General features: G+C 72.0%; 19 protein-coding genes, 1 tRNA gene and 1 pseudogene. 8 read left to right on the top strand and 13 right to left on the bottom strand.

The annotated features are described in order from the left end of the window. Positions 1–14 precede the first annotated feature (14 nt). The gene (locus ACZ44S_RS28305) at positions 15–2,234 is read left to right on the top strand and encodes an NADP-dependent isocitrate dehydrogenase (protein ID WP_466933829.1); all 2,220 of its coding nucleotides are present in this window, start codon (positions 15–17) and stop codon (positions 2,232–2,234) included. A 132-nt stretch (positions 2,235–2,366) separates the two neighbouring features. Further along, positions 2,367–3,164 (top strand): N-formylglutamate amidohydrolase, encoded by a 798-nt coding sequence (locus ACZ44S_RS28310; protein ID WP_466933831.1) that lies wholly within the window; start codon positions 2,367–2,369, stop codon positions 3,162–3,164. A 136-nt stretch (positions 3,165–3,300) separates the two neighbouring features. Here ACZ44S_RS28310 and ACZ44S_RS28315 read toward each other — a convergent pair whose 3' ends face one another. Genes ACZ44S_RS28315 through ACZ44S_RS28325 form a run of 3 tightly spaced genes read right to left on the bottom strand, consistent with a single transcriptional unit; the run spans position 3,301 to position 5,860 of the window. Next, entirely contained in the window at positions 3,301–3,780 is a 480-nt protein-coding gene (locus ACZ44S_RS28315) for a hypothetical protein (RefSeq protein ID WP_466933833.1), read from the bottom strand. Positions 3,781–3,794: 14 nt separating this feature from the next. Next, positions 3,795–4,370 carry a sigma-70 family RNA polymerase sigma factor gene (locus ACZ44S_RS28320; protein ID WP_190167082.1) on the bottom strand — a complete coding sequence of 192 codons (576 nt, stop codon included), beginning with the start codon at positions 4,368–4,370 and terminating at the stop codon, positions 3,795–3,797. Positions 4,371–4,429: 59 nt separating this feature from the next. Next, complete coding sequence (locus tag ACZ44S_RS28325; RefSeq protein WP_466933835.1) at positions 4,430–5,860, bottom strand: S8/S53 family peptidase; 1,431 nt, start codon at positions 5,858–5,860, stop codon at positions 4,430–4,432. 167 nt (positions 5,861–6,027) lie between these two features. Between ACZ44S_RS28325 and ACZ44S_RS28330 the strand changes: the two genes are divergently transcribed. Further along, positions 6,028–8,601: a CHAT domain-containing protein gene (locus tag ACZ44S_RS28330; RefSeq protein ID WP_466933976.1), complete on the top strand. Its 2,574-nt coding sequence runs from the start codon at positions 6,028–6,030 to the stop codon at positions 8,599–8,601. A gap of 151 nt (positions 8,602–8,752) precedes the next feature. Here the strand turns inward: ACZ44S_RS28330 and ACZ44S_RS28335 are convergent, their stop codons facing one another. Next, on the bottom strand, positions 8,753–10,462 hold the full coding sequence (locus ACZ44S_RS28335; protein ID WP_466933837.1) for a LuxR family transcriptional regulator AbsR2: 1,710 nt from the start codon (positions 10,460–10,462) through the stop codon (positions 8,753–8,755). Between the two features lie 200 nt (positions 10,463–10,662). On the opposite strand from ACZ44S_RS28335, the pseudogene ACZ44S_RS28340 reads away from it, so the two are divergent. Continuing rightward, a pseudogene (locus ACZ44S_RS28340) lies at positions 10,663–10,930 on the top strand (hypothetical protein); the annotation flags it as partial. 106 nt (positions 10,931–11,036) lie between these two features. Here the strand turns inward: ACZ44S_RS28340 and ACZ44S_RS28345 are convergent. The 7 genes from ACZ44S_RS28345 to ACZ44S_RS28375 all read right to left on the bottom strand — a co-directional run bounded on the left by ACZ44S_RS28345 (position 11,037) and on the right by ACZ44S_RS28375 (position 15,192). After that, the gene (locus tag ACZ44S_RS28345) at positions 11,037–11,840 is read right to left on the bottom strand and encodes a hypothetical protein (protein ID WP_466933839.1); all 804 of its coding nucleotides are present in this window, start codon (positions 11,838–11,840) and stop codon (positions 11,037–11,039) included. 31 nt (positions 11,841–11,871) lie between these two features. Then, complete coding sequence (locus tag ACZ44S_RS28350) at positions 11,872–12,276, bottom strand: carboxypeptidase regulatory-like domain-containing protein (protein WP_466933841.1); 405 nt, start codon at positions 12,274–12,276, stop codon at positions 11,872–11,874. Between the two features lie 372 nt (positions 12,277–12,648). Next, positions 12,649–12,858, bottom strand: coding sequence for a hypothetical protein (locus ACZ44S_RS28355; RefSeq protein WP_351842238.1), 210 nt, complete (start codon positions 12,856–12,858; stop codon positions 12,649–12,651). Continuing rightward, positions 12,855–13,277, bottom strand: coding sequence for an ATP-binding protein (locus tag ACZ44S_RS28360; protein ID WP_466933843.1), 423 nt, complete (start codon positions 13,275–13,277; stop codon positions 12,855–12,857). Before ACZ44S_RS28360 ends, ACZ44S_RS28355 begins: the two co-directional genes overlap by 4 nt. A 125-nt stretch (positions 13,278–13,402) precedes the next feature. Further along, positions 13,403–14,617 carry a helix-turn-helix domain-containing protein gene (locus ACZ44S_RS28365; RefSeq protein WP_466933845.1) on the bottom strand — a complete coding sequence of 405 codons (1,215 nt, stop codon included), beginning with the start codon at positions 14,615–14,617 and terminating at the stop codon, positions 13,403–13,405. A gap of 59 nt (positions 14,618–14,676) precedes the next feature. Beyond that, positions 14,677–14,949 carry a hypothetical protein gene (locus ACZ44S_RS28370; RefSeq protein ID WP_466933847.1) on the bottom strand — a complete coding sequence of 91 codons (273 nt, stop codon included), beginning with the start codon at positions 14,947–14,949 and terminating at the stop codon, positions 14,677–14,679. A gap of 169 nt (positions 14,950–15,118) precedes the next feature. Next, positions 15,119–15,192, bottom strand: a tRNA-Pro gene (locus ACZ44S_RS28375). A gap of 165 nt (positions 15,193–15,357) precedes the next feature. On the opposite strand from ACZ44S_RS28375, the gene ACZ44S_RS28380 reads away from it, so the two are divergent. Then, positions 15,358–16,515, top strand: a complete 1,158-nt coding sequence (locus tag ACZ44S_RS28380) for a Gfo/Idh/MocA family protein (RefSeq protein ID WP_466933849.1) — start codon at positions 15,358–15,360, stop codon at positions 16,513–16,515. A gap of 106 nt (positions 16,516–16,621) precedes the next feature. Here the strand turns inward: ACZ44S_RS28380 and ACZ44S_RS28385 are convergent, their stop codons facing one another. Together ACZ44S_RS28385 and ACZ44S_RS28390 are read right to left on the bottom strand one after the other, a co-directional pair. After that, entirely contained in the window at positions 16,622–17,227 is a 606-nt protein-coding gene (locus ACZ44S_RS28385; RefSeq protein ID WP_466933850.1) for a TMEM175 family protein, read from the bottom strand. 53 nt (positions 17,228–17,280) lie between these two features. Beyond that, positions 17,281–18,315 carry a LacI family DNA-binding transcriptional regulator gene (locus ACZ44S_RS28390; RefSeq protein ID WP_466933853.1) on the bottom strand — a complete coding sequence of 345 codons (1,035 nt, stop codon included), beginning with the start codon at positions 18,313–18,315 and terminating at the stop codon, positions 17,281–17,283. 109 nt (positions 18,316–18,424) lie between these two features. Here ACZ44S_RS28390 and ACZ44S_RS28395 point away from each other — a divergent pair, with 109 nt between their 5' ends. From ACZ44S_RS28395 to ACZ44S_RS28405, 3 genes are read left to right on the top strand one after another with little or no spacing between them, the layout of a single operon-like run. Continuing rightward, positions 18,425–19,600 carry a phytanoyl-CoA dioxygenase family protein gene (locus ACZ44S_RS28395; RefSeq protein WP_466933855.1) on the top strand — a complete coding sequence of 392 codons (1,176 nt, stop codon included), beginning with the start codon at positions 18,425–18,427 and terminating at the stop codon, positions 19,598–19,600. Between the two features lie 18 nt (positions 19,601–19,618). Continuing rightward, on the top strand, positions 19,619–20,395 hold the full coding sequence (locus tag ACZ44S_RS28400; RefSeq protein WP_466933857.1) for an SDR family oxidoreductase: 777 nt from the start codon (positions 19,619–19,621) through the stop codon (positions 20,393–20,395). Positions 20,396–20,448: 53 nt separating this feature from the next. After that, positions 20,449–21,453 carry a Gfo/Idh/MocA family protein gene (locus ACZ44S_RS28405; RefSeq protein WP_466933858.1) on the top strand — a complete coding sequence of 335 codons (1,005 nt, stop codon included), beginning with the start codon at positions 20,449–20,451 and terminating at the stop codon, positions 21,451–21,453. Positions 21,454–21,664: the final 211 nt, after the last annotated feature.

A 21,664-nucleotide genomic window follows, 5' to 3' on the forward strand; every position in this document is an offset into this window, starting at 1 on the left:
GAGCGGAGCACCCGGTGACTGACTCGACCATCATCTATACGCACACTGACGAGGCCCCGGCCCTGGCGACGTATTCCTTCCTGCCGGTGGTCCAGGCGTACGCCTCGCAGGCGGGTGTCGCCGTGGAGACGCGTGACATCTCGCTGGCCGGGCGCATCATCGCCGTGTTCCCGGAGTACCTGACCGAGGACCAGCGCATCCCGGACGCCCTCGCCGAGCTCGGTGAGCTGGCGAAGACGCCCGCGGCCAACATCATCAAGCTGCCGAACGTCTCGGCGTCGATCCCGCAGCTCAAGGCCGCGATCGCCGAGCTCCAGGGCCAGGGCTACGCCCTTCCGGACTACCCGGACGACCCGAAGACCGACGAGGAGCGCGAGATCCGCGCCCGCTACGACAAGATCAAGGGTTCGGCCGTGAACCCGGTCCTGCGTGAGGGCAACTCCGACCGTCGGGCCCCCGCCTCGGTGAAGAACTACGCCAAGGCCCACCCGCACCGCATGGGCGCCTGGAGCCCCGAGTCGAAGACCAACGTCGCCACGATGGGCCAGGACGACTTCCGCTCCACGGAGAAGTCGGTCGTCATCGCCGAGGACGGCGCGCTGCGCATCGAGCTCAAGGGCGACGACGGCTCCACCACGGTGCTGCGGGAGTCCGTACCCGTGCTGAAGGGCGAGGTCGTCGACGCCTCCGTGATGCGGGTCGCCGCGCTGCGCGAGTTCCTGACCGCGCAGGTCGCGCGCGCCAAGCAGGAGGGCGTGCTGTTCTCGGTGCACCTCAAGGCCACGATGATGAAGGTCTCCGACCCGATCGTCTTCGGCCACGTGGTGCGCGCCTTCTTCCCGAAGACGTTCGCGCAGTACGGGGACAAGCTCGCCGCGGCCGGCCTCACCCCGAACGACGGCCTCGGCGGTATCTACAAGGGCCTGGCGAACCTGCCCGAGGGTGCCGAGATCAAGGCGTCCTTCGACGCCGAGCTCGCCGAGGGCCCGGAGCTGGCGATGGTCGACTCCGACAAGGGCATCACCAACCTGCACGTCCCCTCGGACGTCATCGTGGACGCCTCCATGCCGGCCATGATCCGCACCTCCGGCCACATGTGGGGCCCGGACGGCCAGGAGGCCGACACCCTCGCGGTGCTTCCGGACTCCAGCTACGCCGGCGTCTACCAGGTCGTGATCGACGACTGCCGGGCCAACGGCGCCTACGACCCGTCCACCATGGGTTCGGTGCCGAACGTCGGTCTGATGGCGCAGAAGGCCGAGGAGTACGGCAGCCACGACAAGACCTTCGAGATCCCCGTCACGGGCACGGTCCGTCTGGTCGACGGCAACGGCGACGCCGTCATCGAGCAGGCCGTCTCCGCCGGTGACATCTTCCGCGCCTGCCAGACCAAGGACGCCCCGATCCGCGACTGGGTGAAGCTGGCCGTCACCCGCGCCCGCGCCACCGGCGACCCCGCGGTGTTCTGGCTGGACGCCACCCGCGCGCACGACGCCAACCTGATCGCCAAGGTCGAGCAGTACCTGCCGGAGCACGACACCGAGGGCCTGGACATCCGCGTCCTGTCCCCGGTCGAGGCGACCAAGCTGTCGGTGGAGCGCATCCGCCGCGGCGAGAACACGATCTCCGTCACCGGCAACGTGCTGCGCGACTACCTGACCGACCTCTTCCCCATCCTGGAGCTGGGCACCAGCGCCAAGATGCTGTCGGTGGTCCCGCTGATGGCGGGCGGCGGCCTGTTCGAGACGGGTGCGGGCGGCTCGGCGCCCAAGCACGTGCAGCAGTTGGTCAAGGAGAACTACCTGCGCTGGGACTCGCTCGGTGAGTTCTTCGCGCTGGTGCCGTCGCTGGAGCAGTACGCCGAGGCCACGGGCAACGGCCGTGCCAAGGTCCTCGCCGACACCCTCGACCGCGCCACGGCGACGTTCCTCAACGAGGACAAGTCCCCGACCCGTCGCGTCGGCGGCATCGACAACCGCGGCAGCCACTTCTACCTGTCCCTGTACTGGGCGCAGGAGCTGGCCGCGCAGACCGACGACGCGGACCTGGCGAAGGCCTTCGCCCCGCTCGCCGAGACGCTCACCGCCAACGAGGCCAAGATCGTCGAGGAGCTGAACGCCGTCCAGGGCAAGCCGGCCGACATCGGCGGCTACTACCAGCCCGACCCGGCCAAGGCCGCCGAGGTCATGCGCCCGTCCGCCACGTGGAACGAGACGCTGGCGTCCCTGAGCTGACGCGAGCACCCCGCACGACCCGCCCCGGCCGGCACCGCGCCCGGCCGGGGCGGTTGTGTGTCCGGCGTTGTCAGTGGGGTGTGGCATCTTGATCCTTCCACGCACCACCGACCTCGCCCCTGGAGCAGCCGCATGACCGATGTGCCGCCGTCCTTCGAGTTCGTTCCCGGCGACCCGGACTCCCCCGTGATCCTCCATGTGCCGCACTCCGCACGGGAGATACCGGCCGCGGTCCGGTCCGGGATCGTGCTGGACGACGCCGAGCTGGAGCGGGAGCTGGACCACATCACCGACGCGCACACCGCGTCGATCGCCGAAGCGGCGGCCCGGGCGGCCGGTGTCACACCGTGGCGGTTCGTGAACCGGCTGTCCCGGCTGGTCGTCGATCCGGAGCGGTTCCCGGACGAGCGGGAGGAGATGCTGGCCGTCGGGATGGGGGCGGTCTACACGCGGACCACGCACAAGGAGGTGCTGCGGCCCGACGGGTTCGATGCCGAGCCGCTGGTCGAGCGGTACTTCCGGCCGTACGCCCGGGCGATGACGGAGGCGGTCGAAGGCCGGCTCGCGGCGACCGGGCGGGCCGTGATCATCGACGTGCACTCCTATCCGAGCGCGCCCCTGCCCTACGAACTGCACGGCGACGGGCCCCGGCCGGAGGTGTGCCTGGGCACCGACTCCTTCCACACCCCGCCCGGGCTGCTCGCCGCCGCCCGCGAGGCGTTCGCGCGGTGCGGGGAGACGGGGCTGGACAGCCCGTTCGCCGGGACGTACGTGCCGCTCACGTTCTACGGGAAGCGAGCGGAGGTGTCGGCGCTGATGGTGGAGATCCGCCGGGACACCTACATGTCCGAACCGGGCGGCCCCGCAGGCCCGGGCCTGCAAGAACTCGCCTCGGCACTCGCCTCACTGACCGACGCGGTCACCCGCTGACCCCGGCAGACCCAGCCCCTCCGGCAAACCCAGCCCCTCCGGCGTTTGAGGAGCGGGGGTCCGGGGGCAGCGCCCCCGGGGACGGGGCGGGAAGGGGCGGCGGGGGCGAAAGAACCAGCCCCGTTCCAGCGCAGGCTCACGCCCGCAGCCACTCCGTGACCACCACATCCTCACCGGTGCGCAGCCGCAGGGCGAACGGCCCGGACGGAGCGGTATCGGCACGGAACCGGCCCATGTCGTCCGCGGTCAGCGGAACGGTGCTCCCCGGCCCCCCGAGCACCTCGATCCGCGCCGGCTGGGGCGGCAGCACCTGCCCCATCAACCCCCGCGCGGTCACCTCGACATCCACCATCACCTCACCCGCGCTGAACGTCAGCATGCGCGGCGCGTCCGTCACCCCCCGCACCGGGACGGCGTCGACCAGCGAGTCGAAGGTCAGCTCGGCCACGCGGGCGTCGAGGTCGTGCAGCGCGTAGGCGTCGATCGCGACCTGCAGCAGCGCAGGAGGGAGCGGGTCGAGGACCCCTGCGGCCTGCCGGAGTTCCTCCTCCAGCGCCCCGCCCTCGAAGTCGACGAGCTCGTCGAACTCCTCGTCGAACGCATCGTCGTCGTTCATATCGCTCATGGCGTTCACGCGGCCCCCCGTGCCTCGAGCCGGGCCCGCAGCCGGCGCAGACAGCGCTGGCGCAGCGGTCCGATGCTGCCCACCGCGATGTCGAGCGCGGCGGACACCTCCTGGTAACTGGGCGGCGGCGAGGCGATCAGCACACGCAACAACTGCCTGCACCGTTCGCCCAGTTCCTCGAACTCCTGCCACAGCCGCCGCACGCGTTCGCTCTGCTCCCGCGCCGCCTCCGTCTCGAGCAGCGACTGCTCCGGTGTGTCGTCCTCGCTGACCCGGTCGAGCAGTTGCGGATCGTCGGTCAGCATCAGCCGGCGCGCGTTCCGGTGCACCTTCAGGCACTCGTGCCGCGCGGTACTGGCCAGCCAGGAGGCCGCCTTCTCCGGTTCCCGGATCCGGCCAAGATGCTGGGCGAAGCGGAACCAGACGGTCTGGTAGACCTCGTGCGCGTCGGCGTCGGAGAGCCGGTGCGCGCGCACCACGGACCACACCAGGGGGCCCAGCCCTTCCACGATCGCCTTCCAGGCCGCCGCGTCGCCGTCGACAGCGGACCGGACCAACGCGCCGACTTCACTACGCTCCACGGTCCCACCCCTCGTGTACGGCACGTCATGGTACGCCGTGGAAGGGACGGCTCCGGTCGTCATGACCGCGCGGAGGGTGGTGAAACGGGAAGGGGGCGCCAGGTGGGCGGCAGGAGCGCCGGGACGTGCGCCCCGCGCACTTCGGCGAACTCACGGCCTGCGTCCATCAGTTGCCTTCGGGCCTTGCGCGGGTCGGTCTCCGCCTGCCCGGTCATGTGGGCGGCGATCATGCCGACGGCGACGGGAGTGGCGAACGAGGTGCCGCTCCACTGGGCGAGCCCTTCGAACATCACCTGGTCCGGCTTGCCGGAGCCGCCCTCCTCGCTCAGTACGCCGGTGTGGCGGGGGTGGTGGCAGGTGCAGGCGTAGGTGAAGCCGTAGCGGCAGGCGTCGTAGGTGGAGTGCTGGTACACGTACGGGACGGGGCTGTCGAAGCCGGTGAGGGCGCTGACGAGACGCTCGCCGGGCGCGTAGGCCTTCACCCAGCCGCCGTGGTTGCTGAAGCAGGCGCCGAACTCACCGTCCGCGCGCAGTGCGCCGACGGACAGCACCGCGTGCTCGTAGCCGGGGAGGTCGGCGTAGGCGGCGGGCCAGAAGGGGGTGGCGCTGCCGTTGTTGCCGGCGGCGGCGACCAACAGGGTGCGCTGCTCGCGCAGTTCCCGCATGAAGGCGTCGACGCCGAGGAGGCCGTCGGTACGGCCGTTGGACGTGCCGGCGGAGAGGCTGATGACGTCGGGCCAGCCGTCGCGGTCGACCGCCTCGAACAGCTTCTCGCCGAACTCGGACTCCAGGATCGCGCCGGCGTCGTTGAGCGTGCCCCGGACGGTGATGTCGGTGTTGGGGGCGACGGCGGCGACGAGTCCGGCGATGAACGTGCCGTGACCGCAGTACTGCTGGAGGATCCCGTCCTCGTCGCACTCGGCGACCTGGGCGTCGCCGCGGGTGTGGGCGAGCAGCGGGTAGGAGCGGTGGTCGTGCATGAGGCCGGTGTCGATGACGAGGACGTCGACGGCGCTGTCCGGGTCGTGGGCGGCCTCGGCCGCGGCCGGGTTGGGCCGCCCCCCGGGCGCCACGGGCACGGGCTCGTCGCCGGGGCAGGCGTTGACGGCGATGGACACCACGTGGTTGCGGCCGACCAGTCGGCGTCCGGTGCGGCCCTCGGCCGCCGAGAGCGCGCGCAGGGCGCCGGCGACGGCCGGGTCGCCGCTGCCGTCGCCCTCGCCCGGGTCGGCGACCCGGATCCGGGTGATGCCGGAGCGGTTGGTCTCCGGGCTCGCGCGGCGCACCTGGTCCGGGGTGAGCCCGGCGAAGGTGGTGAAGTGCTGCCGCACGGTGTCCTCGACGACGCGGGCCTCCTCCCCGTCACGGGCGAGGACGACACCCTTCTCGTAGAGGAACTCGCCCGCGTCGTCCGGTCCCATTGCCAGGGGAACATCGGGCATGGAGCGCTGGATCTGTACGAACTGCTCACGGAATCGCTGGGGTGCCATGGCATGTCCTCCACTCGGACGATGGCGGGGCGGGGCGGGGCGAGCTGTCGTGATGCAGAGCCACGGGACGGCCGTTTGATACAACGCCCAACCTGTGGGGCGTGGTTGCGGACCACTACCATCGTGGGGTGACAGCGGGAAGCGACACGGTGCTGGAACTGCTGCCGATGGTGTTCGCCGCCCCGGGTGAGGCGCTGGCGAGGGCGGAAGAGGTCCTGGACGACCGCCCCGCGCCGCTGCACGCCTCGGTCGCCCATCAGGTGATCGGCATCTGGCAACGGGACTTCGGCGACCTGCGGCTCGCCCTGAGCCATCTACGGCGGGCCAGGGACTGGGCGGCGCGTGCGGACTCGGCCGAACGGGAGGCGGACGTCCTCGCCACGCTCGGGGTCGCACTGGTGCACGCGGGGCGCACCCGGCAGGGCATGGACGCCCTGCGGCGGGGCGTCGAGCGCGGCACCGGGCACACGCGCGCGCGGGTGCTGTTCCGGCGGGCGTACTCGTGGTGGGTCCTGGGCCATCACAAGGAGGCGCTGGAGGACGTACGGCGGGCGATCCCCGTACTGCGGGGGGCCGACGACGTGATCTGGACGGCGCGGGCGCTGACGCTGCGGGCGACGGTGCATCTGGCGCTGGGCGCGGTGGACCGGGCGGACGCCGACTTCACGGCCGCGGAGGCCCTGTGGGACACCACCGGCCAGGAGCACGACAAGGCGGACGCCGTGGAGAGCCGGGGGCTGGCGGCGTTCCGCTCGGGCGACGTCCCGGCGGCGCTGCGGCTGCTGGACGAGGCGGAGGAGCGGTACGGCAAGCTGGGCACGCCGACGTTCATGCTGAGCATCCGCCGCTGCGAGGTGCTGATGGCCGCCGGGCTGTCCGGGGAGGCGCTGGCAGAGGCGGACGCGGCGATCCGGGCGCTGGACGGCATCGGCGGGCAGTCGACGCGCAAGGCGGAGCTGCTGCTCGCGGCCGCCCGGGCGGCGCGGCTGGCCGGCGAACCGCAGACGGCCATCGCGCGTGCGGCGCTGGCCGTACGGCTGTTCGCGGGGCAGCGGCGCACCTGGTGGGAGACGCACGCGCGGCTGGTGCTGATCGAGGCCCGGCACGCGGCCGGGCGCGGATCGGGCCGGCTGGTCGCGGACGCGGCGGCGGTGGCGGAGAAGCTGTTCGTGCTCGGCGCTCCGGCCGCTCCCGAGGCGTCGCTGCTCGCGGGCCGGATCGCGCTGGACCTCGGCTGGACGGCGGACGCGGAGGCACATCTGGCGGTCGCCGCGCGCAGCAGACGCGTCGGGCCGCCGCTGGCGCGGATGACGGGCTGGGCCGCACAGGCACTGCGCGCGCAGGCCGCCGGTTCCGCGCGGGGTGTGCTGGAGGCCTGCCGGCGCGGCCTGGACGTGCTGGACGACCACCGGATGACGCTGGGGGCCTCAGAGCTGCGGGCCCGCGCCACCGCGCAGGGCGCGGAGCTGGCCGCCCTCGCGCAACGGGCCAGTCTGGTCTCGGGCGGGCCCCGGCGGCTGCTGGTCTGGAGCGAACGCTGGCGGGCCACCGCGCTGTCCGCGCCGCCCACCCGGCCGCCGGCCGACCCGGCGCTGCTCCGCGGCATGACCGCCTATCGGGAGATCGCCGCCCGCGCGGAGGAGGCCCGTATGGAGGGCAAGTCCGTGCCGGCCCTGGAGCGGGAACAGCGGCGCCTGGAACGGGAGATCCGCTCCCGGACGCTGCACATGCGCGGTGCGGCCGCCGACGGCGGGGCCCGTTTCGACGTCGGCCGGCTGCTCGCGCGGCTGCGGGACAGCGGCGACGCGCAGCTGGTGGAGCTCGCCGTGCTCGACGGGCGGGTACAGGTGCTGCTGTGCGGGCAGGGCAGGGTCCGGCGGTTCGAGGCGGGGCTGCTGGCGGCTGCGGAGACGGAGGCCGAGCACGTACAGGCGGGGCTGCGGCGGCTGGCCCATCCGGGGGCGGATTCCCGGCTGCCGGTGGTGGAGGCGGCGGGCCGCCGGCTGGAGGAACTGCTGCTCGGTCCGGCCGCGGCGCACCTCGGTGCGGGCCCGGTGGTGATCGTGCCTCCGGGGCGGCTGCACCGGGTGCCGTGGGCCCTGCTGCCCTCACTGCGGGAGAGGGTGCTGAGTGTGACGCCCTCGGCGAGCAGCTGGCTGCGCGCGAGGGACACGGCGCCGCCGCGCGGGGGCCGCCAGGTCCTGGTGCGCGGCCCGGGTCTGGCCACGGGGGGCGCGGAGGTGTCCGAGCTGGCCGGCCGCTACAGCGGTGCGACGGTCCTGGAATACGCGGACGCCACGGTGCCGCGGGTCCTGACGGAGCTGGACGGGGCGGCCCTGGCGCACATCGCGGCGCACGGTGCGTTCCGCGCGGACGGCCCGTTGTTCTCCTCGCTGCGGATGGCCGACGGGCCGCTGATCGTGCACGACTTCGAGCGGCTGGACCGCAGCCCCTACCGGATCATCCTGTCGTGCTGCGACACCGCCCGGTTCGCCACGGTCGGGGCCGATGAACTCCTCGGTCTGGTCACGGCGTTGCTGCCGCTGGGCACGGCAGGGGTGGTGGCGTGCAGTGCGCCGGTCAACGACGCGGCGGTCGTCCCGCTGATGCTCGCGCTGCACGATGCGCTCGACACCGGTCTGTCGCTGGCGGAGGCCCTGCGCGACGCGCGCGCGGCACTCCCGGCGGACGCGGTGCACCGGGCCACGGGGTGGGCGTTCACCGCCTTCGGGGCGGCGTGAGCCTGCCGTCGGCGGCTGCGGGTGGTCGCGGTGGCTGGTCGCGCAGTTCCCCGCGCCCCTGAGGGGGGCCACTGAACCCACGTGAAGGGGCGCGGGGAACTGCGCGCGCAACCACGATCCACCCGCAGCCGCAGGCGCACCGCCCGAGCGGTCAGGCGACCACCACCGCGCGGCGCCCGGAACAACCGAGGCGGGTGTACGCCCCGTACAGATGGTTGCCCACCGTACGGACGGAGAGCGTGAGCCGCTCCGCGATCTCGCGGTTGCTCAGCCCCGCCGCGGCGAGCGTGACGATCTGCCGCTGCCGGGCGGTGAGTTCCCCGAGGACCAGCCCTGCCATCGCAGGCGTCCGCGCGTCCTCGCAGCGTCGGGCGAGCGCGACCGCGCGGGTGCGCGCGGTGCGCGCGGCGAGCGGTTCCCGGTGGGCGGAGACGGCCTGGGCGTACGCCTCCGCGGCGAACAGCAGGAAGCCACGCCGCCGGAGTTCCGCCGCCACCCGGTCCAGGGCGGGCCCGTCTCCCCGCGCGAGGGCCTCGGCGTGGTCGGCGAAGACGCCGGTGAGCCGGCCGGCGGCCCGTTCGGGGGTGCCCAGCCGCACCGCGTCGTACGGGTCGGCGTCCGCGTCCGGGATGCCCTCCGCGCGGGCGAGTTCCGCCCGGCAGGGCGCGTCGTCCGGGGCGGCGGACAGGCCCTCGTGGGCCCACGCGGCCGCCTCCCGCATCCGGCCGCGCAGGCGCGCGCAACGGGCGCGCAGGGCCGCGTATCCGGCCGGTACCGGCAGCCCCTCCCCCACGAGCCAGTCCCCCACCGGCGCCGCGACGGTCGCGATGTCCGCGCGGTCGATCCGCCGGGTCAGTTCCGCCGCCTCGGCGTCCAGGGCGGGGGCATGGGCGCCGGCGGGGCGGGCGAGCCGGCGGGCGCGCAGCCGGCCGGCCGCGGCCCGCAGGACCGGGCCGTGCAGGGGGTGGGCCAGACGGACGCGGTCGTGGTCGTCGATGTCGATCAGGCCGTCCGCCTCCAGCTGTTCCAGGGCGGTGAGGTCGAGGTCGTCCGCGTCGAGCGGCAGGGGCTCGGCGAAGGCGAGCCGGTCGAGGGTGTCGCGCTCCCCGCCCCGGGGGCGGTCCAGGAGGTGGGCGGTGCGGGCGCGTACCGCGGGTGTCAGCGGCACGGGCCCCCGCCAGGCCCACGCGCCCTCGGCGCCGGTGCTCCGGGCGGGTTCGCGTACCGCGTCCACGAGTTCCCTCAGCAACCGCAGGTCCCCGTCGCACAGGCGGTGCAGCCGGTTCGCGGTGAGCGGTTCCGGGGCCTCGTCCGCGTCCGCGGAGAGCAGCCGTGCCGTCTCCTCGGGGGGCAGCGGTGCCAGGGGAAGCCGGGGCAGCAGTTCCCCGGTCCACAGACGCGACACGGCGGCCGGCACCGGTTCGCCGTCGGTGACCACGACCAGCAGCCGGACGCGGCCCTGCACGGCGAGCTGGTGGACCAGCGCGGCGGAGGCGTCGTCGAGCAGATGGGCGTCGTCGATCAACAGGGTCCGTACGTCGGAGAGGTGGTGCAGCGCGCGGTGCAGGGTGGCGGACGCGGGCAGCAGCGGGGCGAAGGCGGCGAAGGGAAGGTGCCGGCTCCGCGGCGTCCCCGTGACACGGGCGCAGTCGGTGCCGCGCAGGGCCTCGGTGACGAGCCGGGTCTTGCCCCGGCCCGCGGGACCCGTCACCACGAGGCCGCGCCGAGCGCCCCTCAGCGTGCGGCGTATCAGGTCGAGTTCGTCCTCCCGGCCGGTGAACGGCCAGGGCCGGTGCAGTGTCGTCGTGTCCCTCCCGTACGTCTCGTACGGCCCGATGGTGTCCTGTCGCGAAGTCGTCACGAGAACAGGAGCGCCGGTACTCAGATTTGATACAGGACGACTTGAGCAGACCCCGGCTCAGGCGCCGCGCCCGGGTGGCGGGGCAGGCTGTCGTCCATGACCGTTCGCCACTGCTCGCTGCCGCGGGAGCCGGCCCCCGCGTTCGCGCCGGGCCTGGCCACCGAGCGGCTCGGCGCGCCGGGCGCCGGGCGGCGGTGGTGGGACCGGGCCCCGGTGAGCAGGCGGACCTCGTCGTCGATCCGCCCGAGACGCGCGCCTGCACGGTGGGCACCCTCGGCGACGCCGACCGGGTCGTGGTGCTGTTCGAGGAACGGGACGGGGAGCCGCCGCTTCCTCGCCGGTCACGACGGCGGCACCGCGCCCAACGCGAGGATCGCGGCCCGGCTGGTCAAGGGCCGCCGCTATCCCGTCCGTATCCGCCTGTACTCCACGTGGGGCCCGGGCGAGACGGCGGTCATGTGCTGGTAACGGCACGGGCCGGCCGCGGACACCAGAGCCATTTCCGGCGCCGGGGGAGCGGCCGGGGCGACGTCACCCTCGGGGGAGGGTGACGTCACCCCGGCCCACGCGCATCTCAGAACCGCGGAGCGTGCTGGACGTGCACGACGGCTCCGGTGGGGCCGTACGTCAGCACGGTGCCCTCCCAGCGGCCGAAGTCGAGGCCCGTCCCGGCCGAGCCCAACGTGTAGCTCTGTGAGGCGGTCGAGGCCCGGACGAACGTGTTCAGCGTCTGCGCCATGCGGGAGCAGAACACGTTGCCATCGCTGTTGCCGGGACCGATGAACGCCGCGGAACAGGAGAACAGGTCCACGCCCGCGGCGAACTTGTTCTTCAGCACGGCAAGTCGCGGAAGGTTGGCAGTGAACAGGTTCTCCTTGCAGAACTGCACGAAGGCGGGCGCGCCATGGGCCATCAGCTTGAGGCGAACCGGATCCGCGGTGTGCTCCGCGGTGTGGGCGGAGCTGTCCAGGAACCACTGCAGCGGGGTGTCGGCGTCGACCTCGATCACCGTGTCACCCGCCGGCTTGGTGCCGGCCAGGCGCACGTCCCGGTAGACGAGGCGGTGCGGACGGAACCCGCCGGGTCCGGCGACGAGTTCGTCCGGAAAGGCTTCCGGCGCCCGGAAGAATCCCTTGAGCGCCTTGAAGGTGTTCTTGCCGGGCTCGACCAGTCCGTCCTGGAAGCCGAGTTGCAGGAGCTGGAAACGGCTGATCCCTCCAATGGTCTTCGGGCCGACCAGACCGTCCACGTCCAGCGGAGGGGTCGGCCCACCTGCCGCCGCGTCCACGTGATTGAGCAGCATCTGGACGGTGAAGACGTCATCGGGGGCGTTTGTTCCACCGTCACCGACGCTCCCGGACAGGTTCCGAACACTCACTGCATGCTCCGTTCCCCCGCGAACCGGCCGACTAGGCGGTCCTTGCCTTGAAATACTCCTGGAGATTTCGCTGGATCCCTTGGAGCACCTCGCTGGTCTGTTTCATTCTCGACAGGCGGGACTCTGCCGTTCGGGCGTAGTCCTCGTTCTCCCATTCCGTGGCGAACACATACCCGCCGAGAGCGTCCATGGCCGATTCAGGATCGACACCGTGACCGCTCTTGAGCAGGAAACGATCCAAGGGACGCTCATTGTCAGCAATCACGTTGGCGACCACCGATGGGTGCCAGTCCTCGGCATTGGTCAGCGAATGATGCGTATCGAACCTCACCGTGACCAACTCGCCTTTGGGGACATCCACGATGTATCGACCCTCATCATTGGTATAGGTTTTCCCAATGAGAGTCCCATCGCGATAGACGCTGACCTTGATCATCGCGACAGGTTCCTTATCGAGGATGGCCCACACTTGCCCATACATGACACTTTCCTCGCAATTGCACTGTAAGCATTCGCCGCAATCGTGGTCACAGGTCACCTTGGACCGGCCTGCCGCGCGAGCTCCCATTCCAGTATCCCCTCGATGCCGCGGTTCGCAACGCGCGCACCACACCACGCTGGGTGCGGTTCATAAAATGACCAAGGGCTGGTTTCGGATGTCTCCTGACCCACGACTTGTTTCAGTCGGGACGACAGGCCAGGGCCGCAAACTCCGCGACAGACCGTGCAGTTCGTAAAATCGGTGTGAGACGGACGTGAGATGACGAAGCCCCGGCCGGTGAACTCCACCGTGCCGGGGCTTCTGTCGTCAGGCGCTTCGCTCCCGCAGCCTCTCTTCCCGGGTTTTGATCACCCGCAGCCGGTCCGGCCGCTGCGAGGTCCACCGGTCCGGCCCGTACTCCGGCCTCAGCACCCACGTGGCGCCGCCGCGCACGTCCGCCACGATTCCGCGCCGGTCGGCGTCCTCGTCATGGATCATGTCGCCCACCCACGCACGCCGCTTCTGCTCGCCAGTCATCCGAGTCCCTTCCCGCGCAGCTCCGCCCACACCCGTTTCCCCCACGGCAGCGGCTCGCTGCCCCAGGCATCCGCCAGCTTCGTCACGAGCGCCAAGCCGCGTCCGCCTTCGTCCTCGGGGCCGGACACCTTGCGCACCGGTGGAGCCTTCGAGAAGTCCACGACGCCGATGCGCAGGCGCCCCGCGCCGGGGCGGTCGACGGCCACCCGGATGGACTCCCGCCGGGCGTACTGCACGGCGTTGGCCACCAGCTCGGAGACGATCAGGGCCCCGTCCTCGGCCAGGTCGTCCAAGCGCCACACGGCACACGCGGCGCGGACCAGGCGCCGTGCTGGCGCGGCACTCTCGGGTTGACGGGGCAGGGTCTCGCTGTACCCGGGGCGTCCGGTCCTGCGAGCCCGCGTTGTAGGTTGCGGCATGTCGGTCTGCTTCCTCAGATCGGCCAAGCCCCGGGGCCGGTCGCACGGCCGCCGGGGCGCTGTCGGCTCATGTAAGCGGCATGCCTGGAACGCTGACAGGGGCGCAACGTCCCACTTTCACCACGCTATTCGCAGACTCCCAGGAACTCCGCCAACGACCGCAGCCCCGGAGGGTGATTGGGGAGTGCCCATAGGTCGCGCACGATCGCCACGGCCAAGGTGTGGTGCTGCATCCACGTCGGCGCCACACGGCGCAGGGACTCCAGGGTCTTCACCGCTCCGGCCGCATCCCCAGTGTCCGTATGCGCTCGGGCCACATCCAGCAGCAGCCACGTGCGCCACGACGGAGGCGTGTCCCTGCTGAGCCGCATCCCCTTTGCCAGTGCCAGGGCGTCTTGCGGGTGCCCGTACTGCACTGCGAGCCGGACGCGTTCGATGCGGACCGATGACGGGCTGAAGACGCTGACCATGCGGTTGTCTCCGCCGTCCGGCAACTTCGAGATGCGGGCGGCTTCCTTCTCGGCCGACTCCATCATCGCGGCTGCGCGCTCGTAGTCACCGCTGCGCGCTGCGGATGTGGCGGCGCTCATGGTCAGCGCACCCCACACCTTCAGGCCATCGGCCGTATCTGTATGGCCCGCGTTCGCCATGTCGTCGGCGGCCCGAAGGGCGATACCCAACGCGTCTTCCAGGCGACCTTGCCGCTGGTACGTCCACGCCGTGGAGTTGACGATCATTGGCAGTAGCAGCGGATCAGAAGACTGTCCGGCAGCGTCTATGGCGCGTTCGAGGCTGATCAGAGCGAGGTCCGTCTTGCCCATCCGCACGGCTACGTGCCCGGCGAGCTGAAGTGCCTTCCCCAGAGCCGCGAAACCGGCCCTACGCGTGTCGTCGCTGCCCGATGCTGTGGCGGAGCGCGCATCCGAGATCAGGTCCGGCAGCGTCTTCATCACCGCGTCGAACTCGGCAGAGTGGTACTGCGTCCAGCCGTCCGCGATCTGCTCACGCAGGCTGTTCATGGAGAAGTCGGGCCCGGGCGGCTCGAGCGCCGGTCCCCAGAGTGCGGGCATGATGGCACGGCGCACCGCCACGAAGCGGGGACCGTCGTTCTCCCCGGAGGAGGACACGGCAGGCGGGTCCCCGAGAAGCGTGGTCAGCTCCACACCGAGACCATTCGCCAGGGCGTGCAGCGTAGGCAGACGCGCCGAATGCTTCCGTCCCTGTTCGAGCTGACGGATCACGTCAACGGATACGCCGGAGCGCTCAGCCAGCTCTTCTTGTGTGAGGGAGGCCAGACGGCGCAGGCGGCGCAGAGTCTTCCCCAGGTCTTCGTTTGCCACGCGGCCACGGTACGCCGCCGTACGCAGGACAGGGCGCTGACGACGCCACCGTTCGCGCGCTAGGCAGGGCCGTCCGCGTAGAGCCCTCGGAGATGACGGCTCAGCCGGTCCTGAAGCGCATCGAGCGCCGCCCGTGCTGCTGCCGCATTCCGGTGGGGGTCCAGCCACTCCAGCACACTGGCGGCAAGTTCGCGGTCTTCAAGCCGGGCGATGTGGGCACGGAGACGCAGCGCAAATTCCGTTGCCGCTGCCCGGAATTGCTCACTCATCCTGGCCCCGGGCGGCAGCTCGTTGGCGGCCATGCTGCCTTCAAGCGCGTGCTGTATCTCCATGATCGCTTCCCGCTGGAGAGTCACCCGCGCTGCTGCCAGACGAGGGGCGGCCATGCCCGAACTGCTCGGATGTCCTTGATCAACAGCGTTCGTGAGATTTTATGAGACGGCGGCCCTGAAAATGATCAAGGGCCCTGTCGAAACAGGGCCCTGACCATGTACTTCACCGTCGGGACGACAGGATTTGAACCTGCGACCCCTTGACCCCCAGTCAAGTGCGCTACCAAGCTGCGCCACGTCCCGATGCGTTCCACGCGGTGAACCGCGTGATCATGCAGGTCAAACCCTACCCCATGGGCGTGGTCGCACCGAACACGCGGTAATTGTCCTGTCAAAAGGTTGACAGGACGCCAGTGGCGCACGGAGGGTGAGCGGGCAGAACGCGGAACGGGCCGGAGAGAGGCTGTCATGGTGGATGCGCTGGGTGTCGCCGTCGTGGGTTTCGGCTGGATGGGGCGGGTGCACACCCAGGCGTACGCGCGCGTGCGGCACCACTATCCGCAGCTGGCCCTGCGTCCGGAGCTGATCACGGTCGCCGAGGAGGTGCCCGGCCGGGCCGAGGAGGCCGCCGCACAGTTCGGGTTCGCCTCGACGGCCGGGGACTGGCGCGAGGTGGCCGCCGATCCGCGCGTACAAGCGGTGAGCATCACCGCTCCCAACTTCCTGCACCGCGAGATCGGCGTCGCGATGGCCGAGGCCGGGAAGCACATCTGGATCGAGAAGCCGGTGGGCCTCGGCCCCGGGGACGCCCGCGCGGTGGCCGACGCGGTCGCCGGGGCCGGGGTGCAGGGAGCGGTCGGCTTCAACTACCGCAACGCGCCGGCCGTGGAGGCGGCCCGCGATCTCATCGCCTCCGGTGAGATCGGCCGGGTCACCCATGTCCGCATCCGTCTGTTCAGCGACTACGCGGCCCACCCCGAGGGCGCCCTGACCTGGCGTTACGAGCGGGAGCGCGGCGGCAGCGGGGTGCTGGGCGACCTGGCCTCGCACGGAGCCGACCTGGCCCGCTACCTACTCGGCGACATCGCCGCGCTGACCGCCGACACGGCGATCTTCCTGCCGGAGCGGGCCCGTCCGACGGGCGCCACCGCCGGCCACTCCCGGGCCACGGGCGGTGAACTCGGCCCCGTGGAGAACGAGGACTACGTCAGCTGCCTGCTGCGGTTCGCCTCCGGGGCGCGCGGGGTGCTCGAGGCCTGCCGGGTGTCGGTGGGTGAGCAGAACAATTACGGCTTCGAGGTGCACGGGACCGAGGGGGCGGTGTTCTGGGACTTCCGCAGGATGAACGAGCTCGGTGTCAGCCGGGGGGCCGGCTATCAGGACCAGCCCGTGAGCACCGTGTATGTGGGGCCGGGGCACGGTGAGTTCGGGGCGTTTCAGCCGGGTGCCGGGAACGCCATGGGGTACGACGATCTGAAGGTGATCGAGGCGTACCGGTTTCTGCGGTCCGTGGCCGAGGGGGTGGCGTACGGCGCCACGACGGCCGATGCCGTGCAGAGTGCGGTGGTGCTGGACGCGATGGCGCGGTCGGTGGAGAGCGGGGCGTGGGTGCGGGTGGCGTCCTGACGTTTTTCGCCCCCGCCGCCCCTTCCCGTCCCGTCCTGGGGGCTTCGCCCCCAGACCCCCTTCGCGCAGTTCCCCGCGCCCCTGAAGGGGCGCGGGGTGTTCTCGGTCACTCCGCCTCTCGGCGGCCCAGCCAGGCCTTGATCGGGATGAGGACCAGCCACCACCACATGGCGGCGGGCCCGATGAGCAGGGCCAGCGGGATGGTCACCAGGAACACCACCACCGTCGCCCCCAGGTCGGCGGCGGAGAGCACCTCGTCCCGCACCGGTGCGGCCCCGCCCCGCAGCCAGGGCCGCCGCGCGACGAGGGCGGCCAGCGCGAGATGGACCGCCCCGAGCGAGGCGACCGCCACCGAGTAGATGACCACCGAGGCACTCTCGTCGCCGTACTCGGAGACCAGGGCCGTCGGGAACGGCACCAGTGCCGCAAGACCCAGGCCCAGGACGGTCAGCACGATCACGCCGCCGTCCACCTGCTGGACGGTCCGGAAGATCGCGCGGTGGTCGCGCCAGAAGCCGGCCAGCACCGCCAGACTGATCCCGTAGGCGCCCACGTTGGGCAGTGTGTCGCTCAGCGCCTGGTGGAACTGCTCGGAGTTCAGCCCCTCCGGTACGGAGATGTCCAGGACCAGCAGGGTGATGGCGATGGCGAACACGCCGTCGGACAGCGCCACCAGCCGTTCGGGCCCGCCTTCCGGGGTCGGTTTCCTCATGGTCACGACGGTAGGCAGGCCCGGCAGGCCGGGCGGCCGTACACGCCGGGCCGTCACCCTGCCACGGTCGAAGACGGCATGTTGTACGGGGTCACGACCTGGATGGCGGAGGGCAGGGTGGGTCCCGCGGGCGGCAGGGCTCCGTGCGCGCGCATCACCAGGTGGCAGGCCTCGCGCAGGTCGTGGCGCAGATCGTGGTGGAGCACCGCCGACAGCCGGTGCTCGCGCAGCAGCCGGGTGTTGTCGTGGTCGAGGTCGTGCGCCACGAACACGGCACACTCGCGCCCGGCATCCTCGAAGGCGCGCAGGGTGGCGATGTTGCCGCCGCCGATGGAGTACACCGCGCGGATCTCCGGATCGCGGGCCAGGGCGGCGCGGACCAGGTCGTACTGGGTGGCGTCCAGGCCCTGCCCCTCGGCGATCTCGACGAGGGCGCGTCCGGGGTGCCGGGCGCGCATGGTGCTGCGGAAGCCCATCTCGCGTTCCTCCTCGTTGCGGAAGAAGCCGCTGGAGAGGCTGGTGAGCACATTGCCGGGACGGTCGCCCAGCCACTGGCCCATGAGGTAGGCGGCGGTGGCGCCCGCCGCCCGGTTGTCGCTCCCCACGTGGCCGATCCGGGCGCTCGCGGGCAGGTCCGTCACCAGGGTCACCACCGGAATGCCCGCCGCCGTGAGCCGGCCGACGGCGGCGGTGATCTCGGGGACGTCGGGCGCCTTGAGCATCACGCCCTGCGAGCCGCGCCGGGCGATCCGGTCGAGGACGCCGGCCAGTTCCCCCGCCGGGCCCGTCTCGCGGAAGTGGAAGCGGGAACGGACCACCGCCGGGTGCAGGGAGGGCAGTTCGGCCTCCAGGGCGGCGCGGACGGCGGTGGAGAAGCGCTCCGGCGCCTGCATCACGATGTCCACCATGAACGTGCGGCCGACCAGACGGACCTGGGTGCGCTGCCGGTCCAGGTCGGCTATCGCACGGCGCACCTCTTGCGCGGTGCTCTCCCGCACCCCGCCCCGCCCGTTGAGGACGCGGTCCACCGTGGCCTCGCTCAACCCGGCCTGACGTGCGATTTCCCTGATCGGGAAGGGGTGGCCCATGCGACGGCTCCTGAGGGGTTTTTGATGGGTTCCTGCTGGTTGTTCGAAGGGTTTGTACTGACAAGAATGGCACCAGCCGCGTCGCTCCGTGACCCGAAGGGACGACCTCATGTCCGCATCCGCCTCCGTGCAGAATCCCGCGCCGGCCGACTGGCTGTCCGAGCGGGACTGCGACCTGGAGACCTTCCGCGCACTGGTGGAGCAGCAGACCGACCTCGCCGCCCACCCGCACGCCACCGCCGTCGAGCGGAACGTGCTGCTGTACGACGCCGACCGGCTCGCCCTCGCCGACCGCCGCGCCGTCCAGGCGGAGCTCGTCCGCGCGCTCTCCGCGGGCCCCGGCATCGTGGTCGTCCGCGGCGCCTTCCCCGACCCGGCGGTCGTGGACCGGACCACCGCCGTGTTCGACGCCCTGATCGCCGAGCAGCGTGCCTCGGGCGCCGGCGCGGGCGACCACTTCGCCGCGCCGGGCGCCAACGACCGGGTGTGGAACGCCCTGGAGAAGACGGCGCTGTACGACCCGCAGGCGTTCGCCGACTACTACGCCAACGATGTGATCGCCCTGCTCTCCTCGGCCTGGCTCGGTCCCGGCTACCAGGTCACCTCGCAGGTCAACGTGGTCAACCCGGGCGGCGCCGCGCAGACCGTGCACCGCGACTACCACCTCGGGTTCCTGTCCAGCGACGCGGCCGCGGCGTACCCGGCGCAGGTGCACCGCCTCTCCCCCGCGCTCACCCTCCAGGGCGCGGTGGCGCACTGCGACATGCCCGTCGAGTCGGGGCCCACCCTGTACCTGCCGCACTCACAGAAGTACGAGCCCGGCTATCTCGCCTGGCGGCTCCCGGAGTTCCGGGCGTACTTCGAGGAGCACCACGTCCAGCTGCCGCTCGCCAAGGGCGACGCGGTGTTCTTCAATCCGGCGCTGTTCCACGCCGCCGGCGCCAACCGTTCGGCGGACATCCGGCGCATGGCCAACCTGCTGCAGGTGTCCTCCGCGTTCGGGCGGGCCATGGAGACCGTTGACCGCGAGGCGGTGACGGGTGCCGTCTATCCGGTGCTCCTGGGCCGCAAGGCCGAAGGCGCCGGGGAACAGTGGCTGGAGAACGTGATCGCGGCGAGCGCCGAGGGCTACCCGTTCCCCACGAACCTCGACAACGACCCGCCGGTCGACGGTCTGGCCCCGCCGTCGCAGGCGGACGTCGTGCGGCGGGCGCTGCGCGAGGGCTGGACCGCGCGGACCCTGCGGAACGAACTGCGGGCCGGCGCCAAGCGGCGCGAGAGCTGAAAGGGACCCGGACACATCATGGGACTTCTCGACGACAGGATCGTCCTCGTCAACGGCGGCAGCCAGGGCGTCGGTGCCGCCGTCGCGCGGGCCGCGGTCCGCGAGGGCGCGGTCGTGGCCGTCAGCGGGCGGCGCCCGGAACCCGGCGAGGCGCTGGTCGCCGAGCTGACGGCCGGGGGCGGCACGGCGATGTTCGTACGGGCCGACCTGGCCGACGCCGAGCAGGCCAGGGCGTCCGTGGCCCAGGTGGTGGAGGCGTACGGCCGGGTGGACTGCCTGGTCAACTCGGCGGGTCTGACGACGCGCGGAACGCTCCTCGACACCACGCCCGAGCTGTTCGACCAGCACGTCGCGATCAACCTGAAGGCGCCGTTCTTCGCCATGCAGGCCGCCGTCGCGGACATGGTGCGGCGCGAGGAGCCCGGCACGATCGTCAACATCATCACCTCGTCGGCGCACGGCGGGCAGCCGTTCCTCGCGCCGTACGTCGCCGCGAAGGCCGGGCTGATCGGTCTGACCCGCAACGCGGCGCACGCCCACCGCTGGGACCGGATCCGGATCAACGGACTGAACATCGGCTGGACCGCCACCGAGGGCGAGGACGCCACCCAGCGCACCTTCCACGGCGCCGGGGACGACTGGCGCGAACAGGCCGCCGCGCGGCTGCCGATGGGCAAGCTCGGCCGGCCGGACGAGATCGCCGACTTCGTGGTCCTGCTGCTCTCCGACCGTTCCGGCGTGGTCACCGGATCCGTGATCGACTGGGACCAGAACGTCCTCGGCGGCCTCGACTGATCCCCCCACCTCCTGCTCGTACGCACCACCCGCACTCAAGGAGCACCACCCCCATGCGTATCGGAATCCTCGGCCTCGGCCGCATCGGCGCCTTCCACGCCGAGACCCTGTCCGGGCTCGACGCCGTCGGGTCCCTCGTCGTCTCCGACCCGTTCACGGACGCCGCCAAGGCCGCCGCCGAACGGTTCGGCGCGGAGGTCGCGGACTCCCCCGAGGCGGTGCTCGCGGCCGGGGTGGACGGCGTGGTCGTCGCCGCCGCGACCGACGCCCATCCGGAGCTGATCCTGGCGTGCGCGGAGGCGGGTGTGCCGGTCTTCTGCGAGAAGCCGGTGGCGCGCACGATGGCCGAGGGAGTCCAGGTGATGAAGGCGGTCGAAGGGCTGGACGTGCCGATCCAGATCGGCTTCAACCGCCGGTTCGACGCCGGCTTCGTCGCCGCGCGGGCCGCCGTACGCAGCGGTGAGCTGGGCGACCTGCACACCGTGCGCTCGACCACGCTCGACCCGGCGCCGCCGCCGGCCGCGTACATCGCCGCGTCCGGGGGCATCTTCCGCGACTGCTCGGTGCACGACTTCGACATCATCCGCTGGGTGACCGGCCGCGAGGTGACCGAGGTGTACGCGGCCGGCGGCAACCGGGGCGCCGACTTCATCAGGGAGGCGGGCGACGCCGACACCACGGGCGCGGTCCTGACCCTGGACGACGGCACCCTCGCGGTGGTCTCCAACAGCCGTCACAACGCCCGGGGGTACGACGTCCGCATGGAGCTGCACGGCTTCCGGGACTCCATCGCGGTCGGCCTGGAGGACAAGCTGCCGCTGCGGTCGGTGGAGCCGGGCGTGACCTTCCCCGCGGGCACCCCGCACGACTTCTTCATGGACCGCTTCACCGCCGCCTACCGGGCCGAACTGACGGCGTTCACCGAGGTCGTCGCCGGTTCCCGGCCCTCGCCGTGCACGGTCGCGGACGCCCTGGAGGCGGGCTGGATCGCCGAGGCGTGCACACTGTCGCTGCACGAGCACCGGCCCGTCACCGTCGAGGAGGTACGGCACGCATGAGCGAGCCCGGCCCGAAACCCCTGCGCATCGCAATCCTGGGAGCCGCGCGGATCACCGAGCGCTCCCTGATCGCCCCGGCCCGGGCGGGGGGGGGGGGGGGGGGGGGGGGGGGGGGGGGGCGGCGGGTAGCACGCGGCCACCGCCGCCTCCGCGACCAAAGACGGGAGGCGGCTGGGGCCTTCGTCCCTGCCTATTCTCGTTATCCCCAACC

The sequence above is a fragment of the Streptomyces malachitofuscus genome (genome assembly GCF_055571035.1).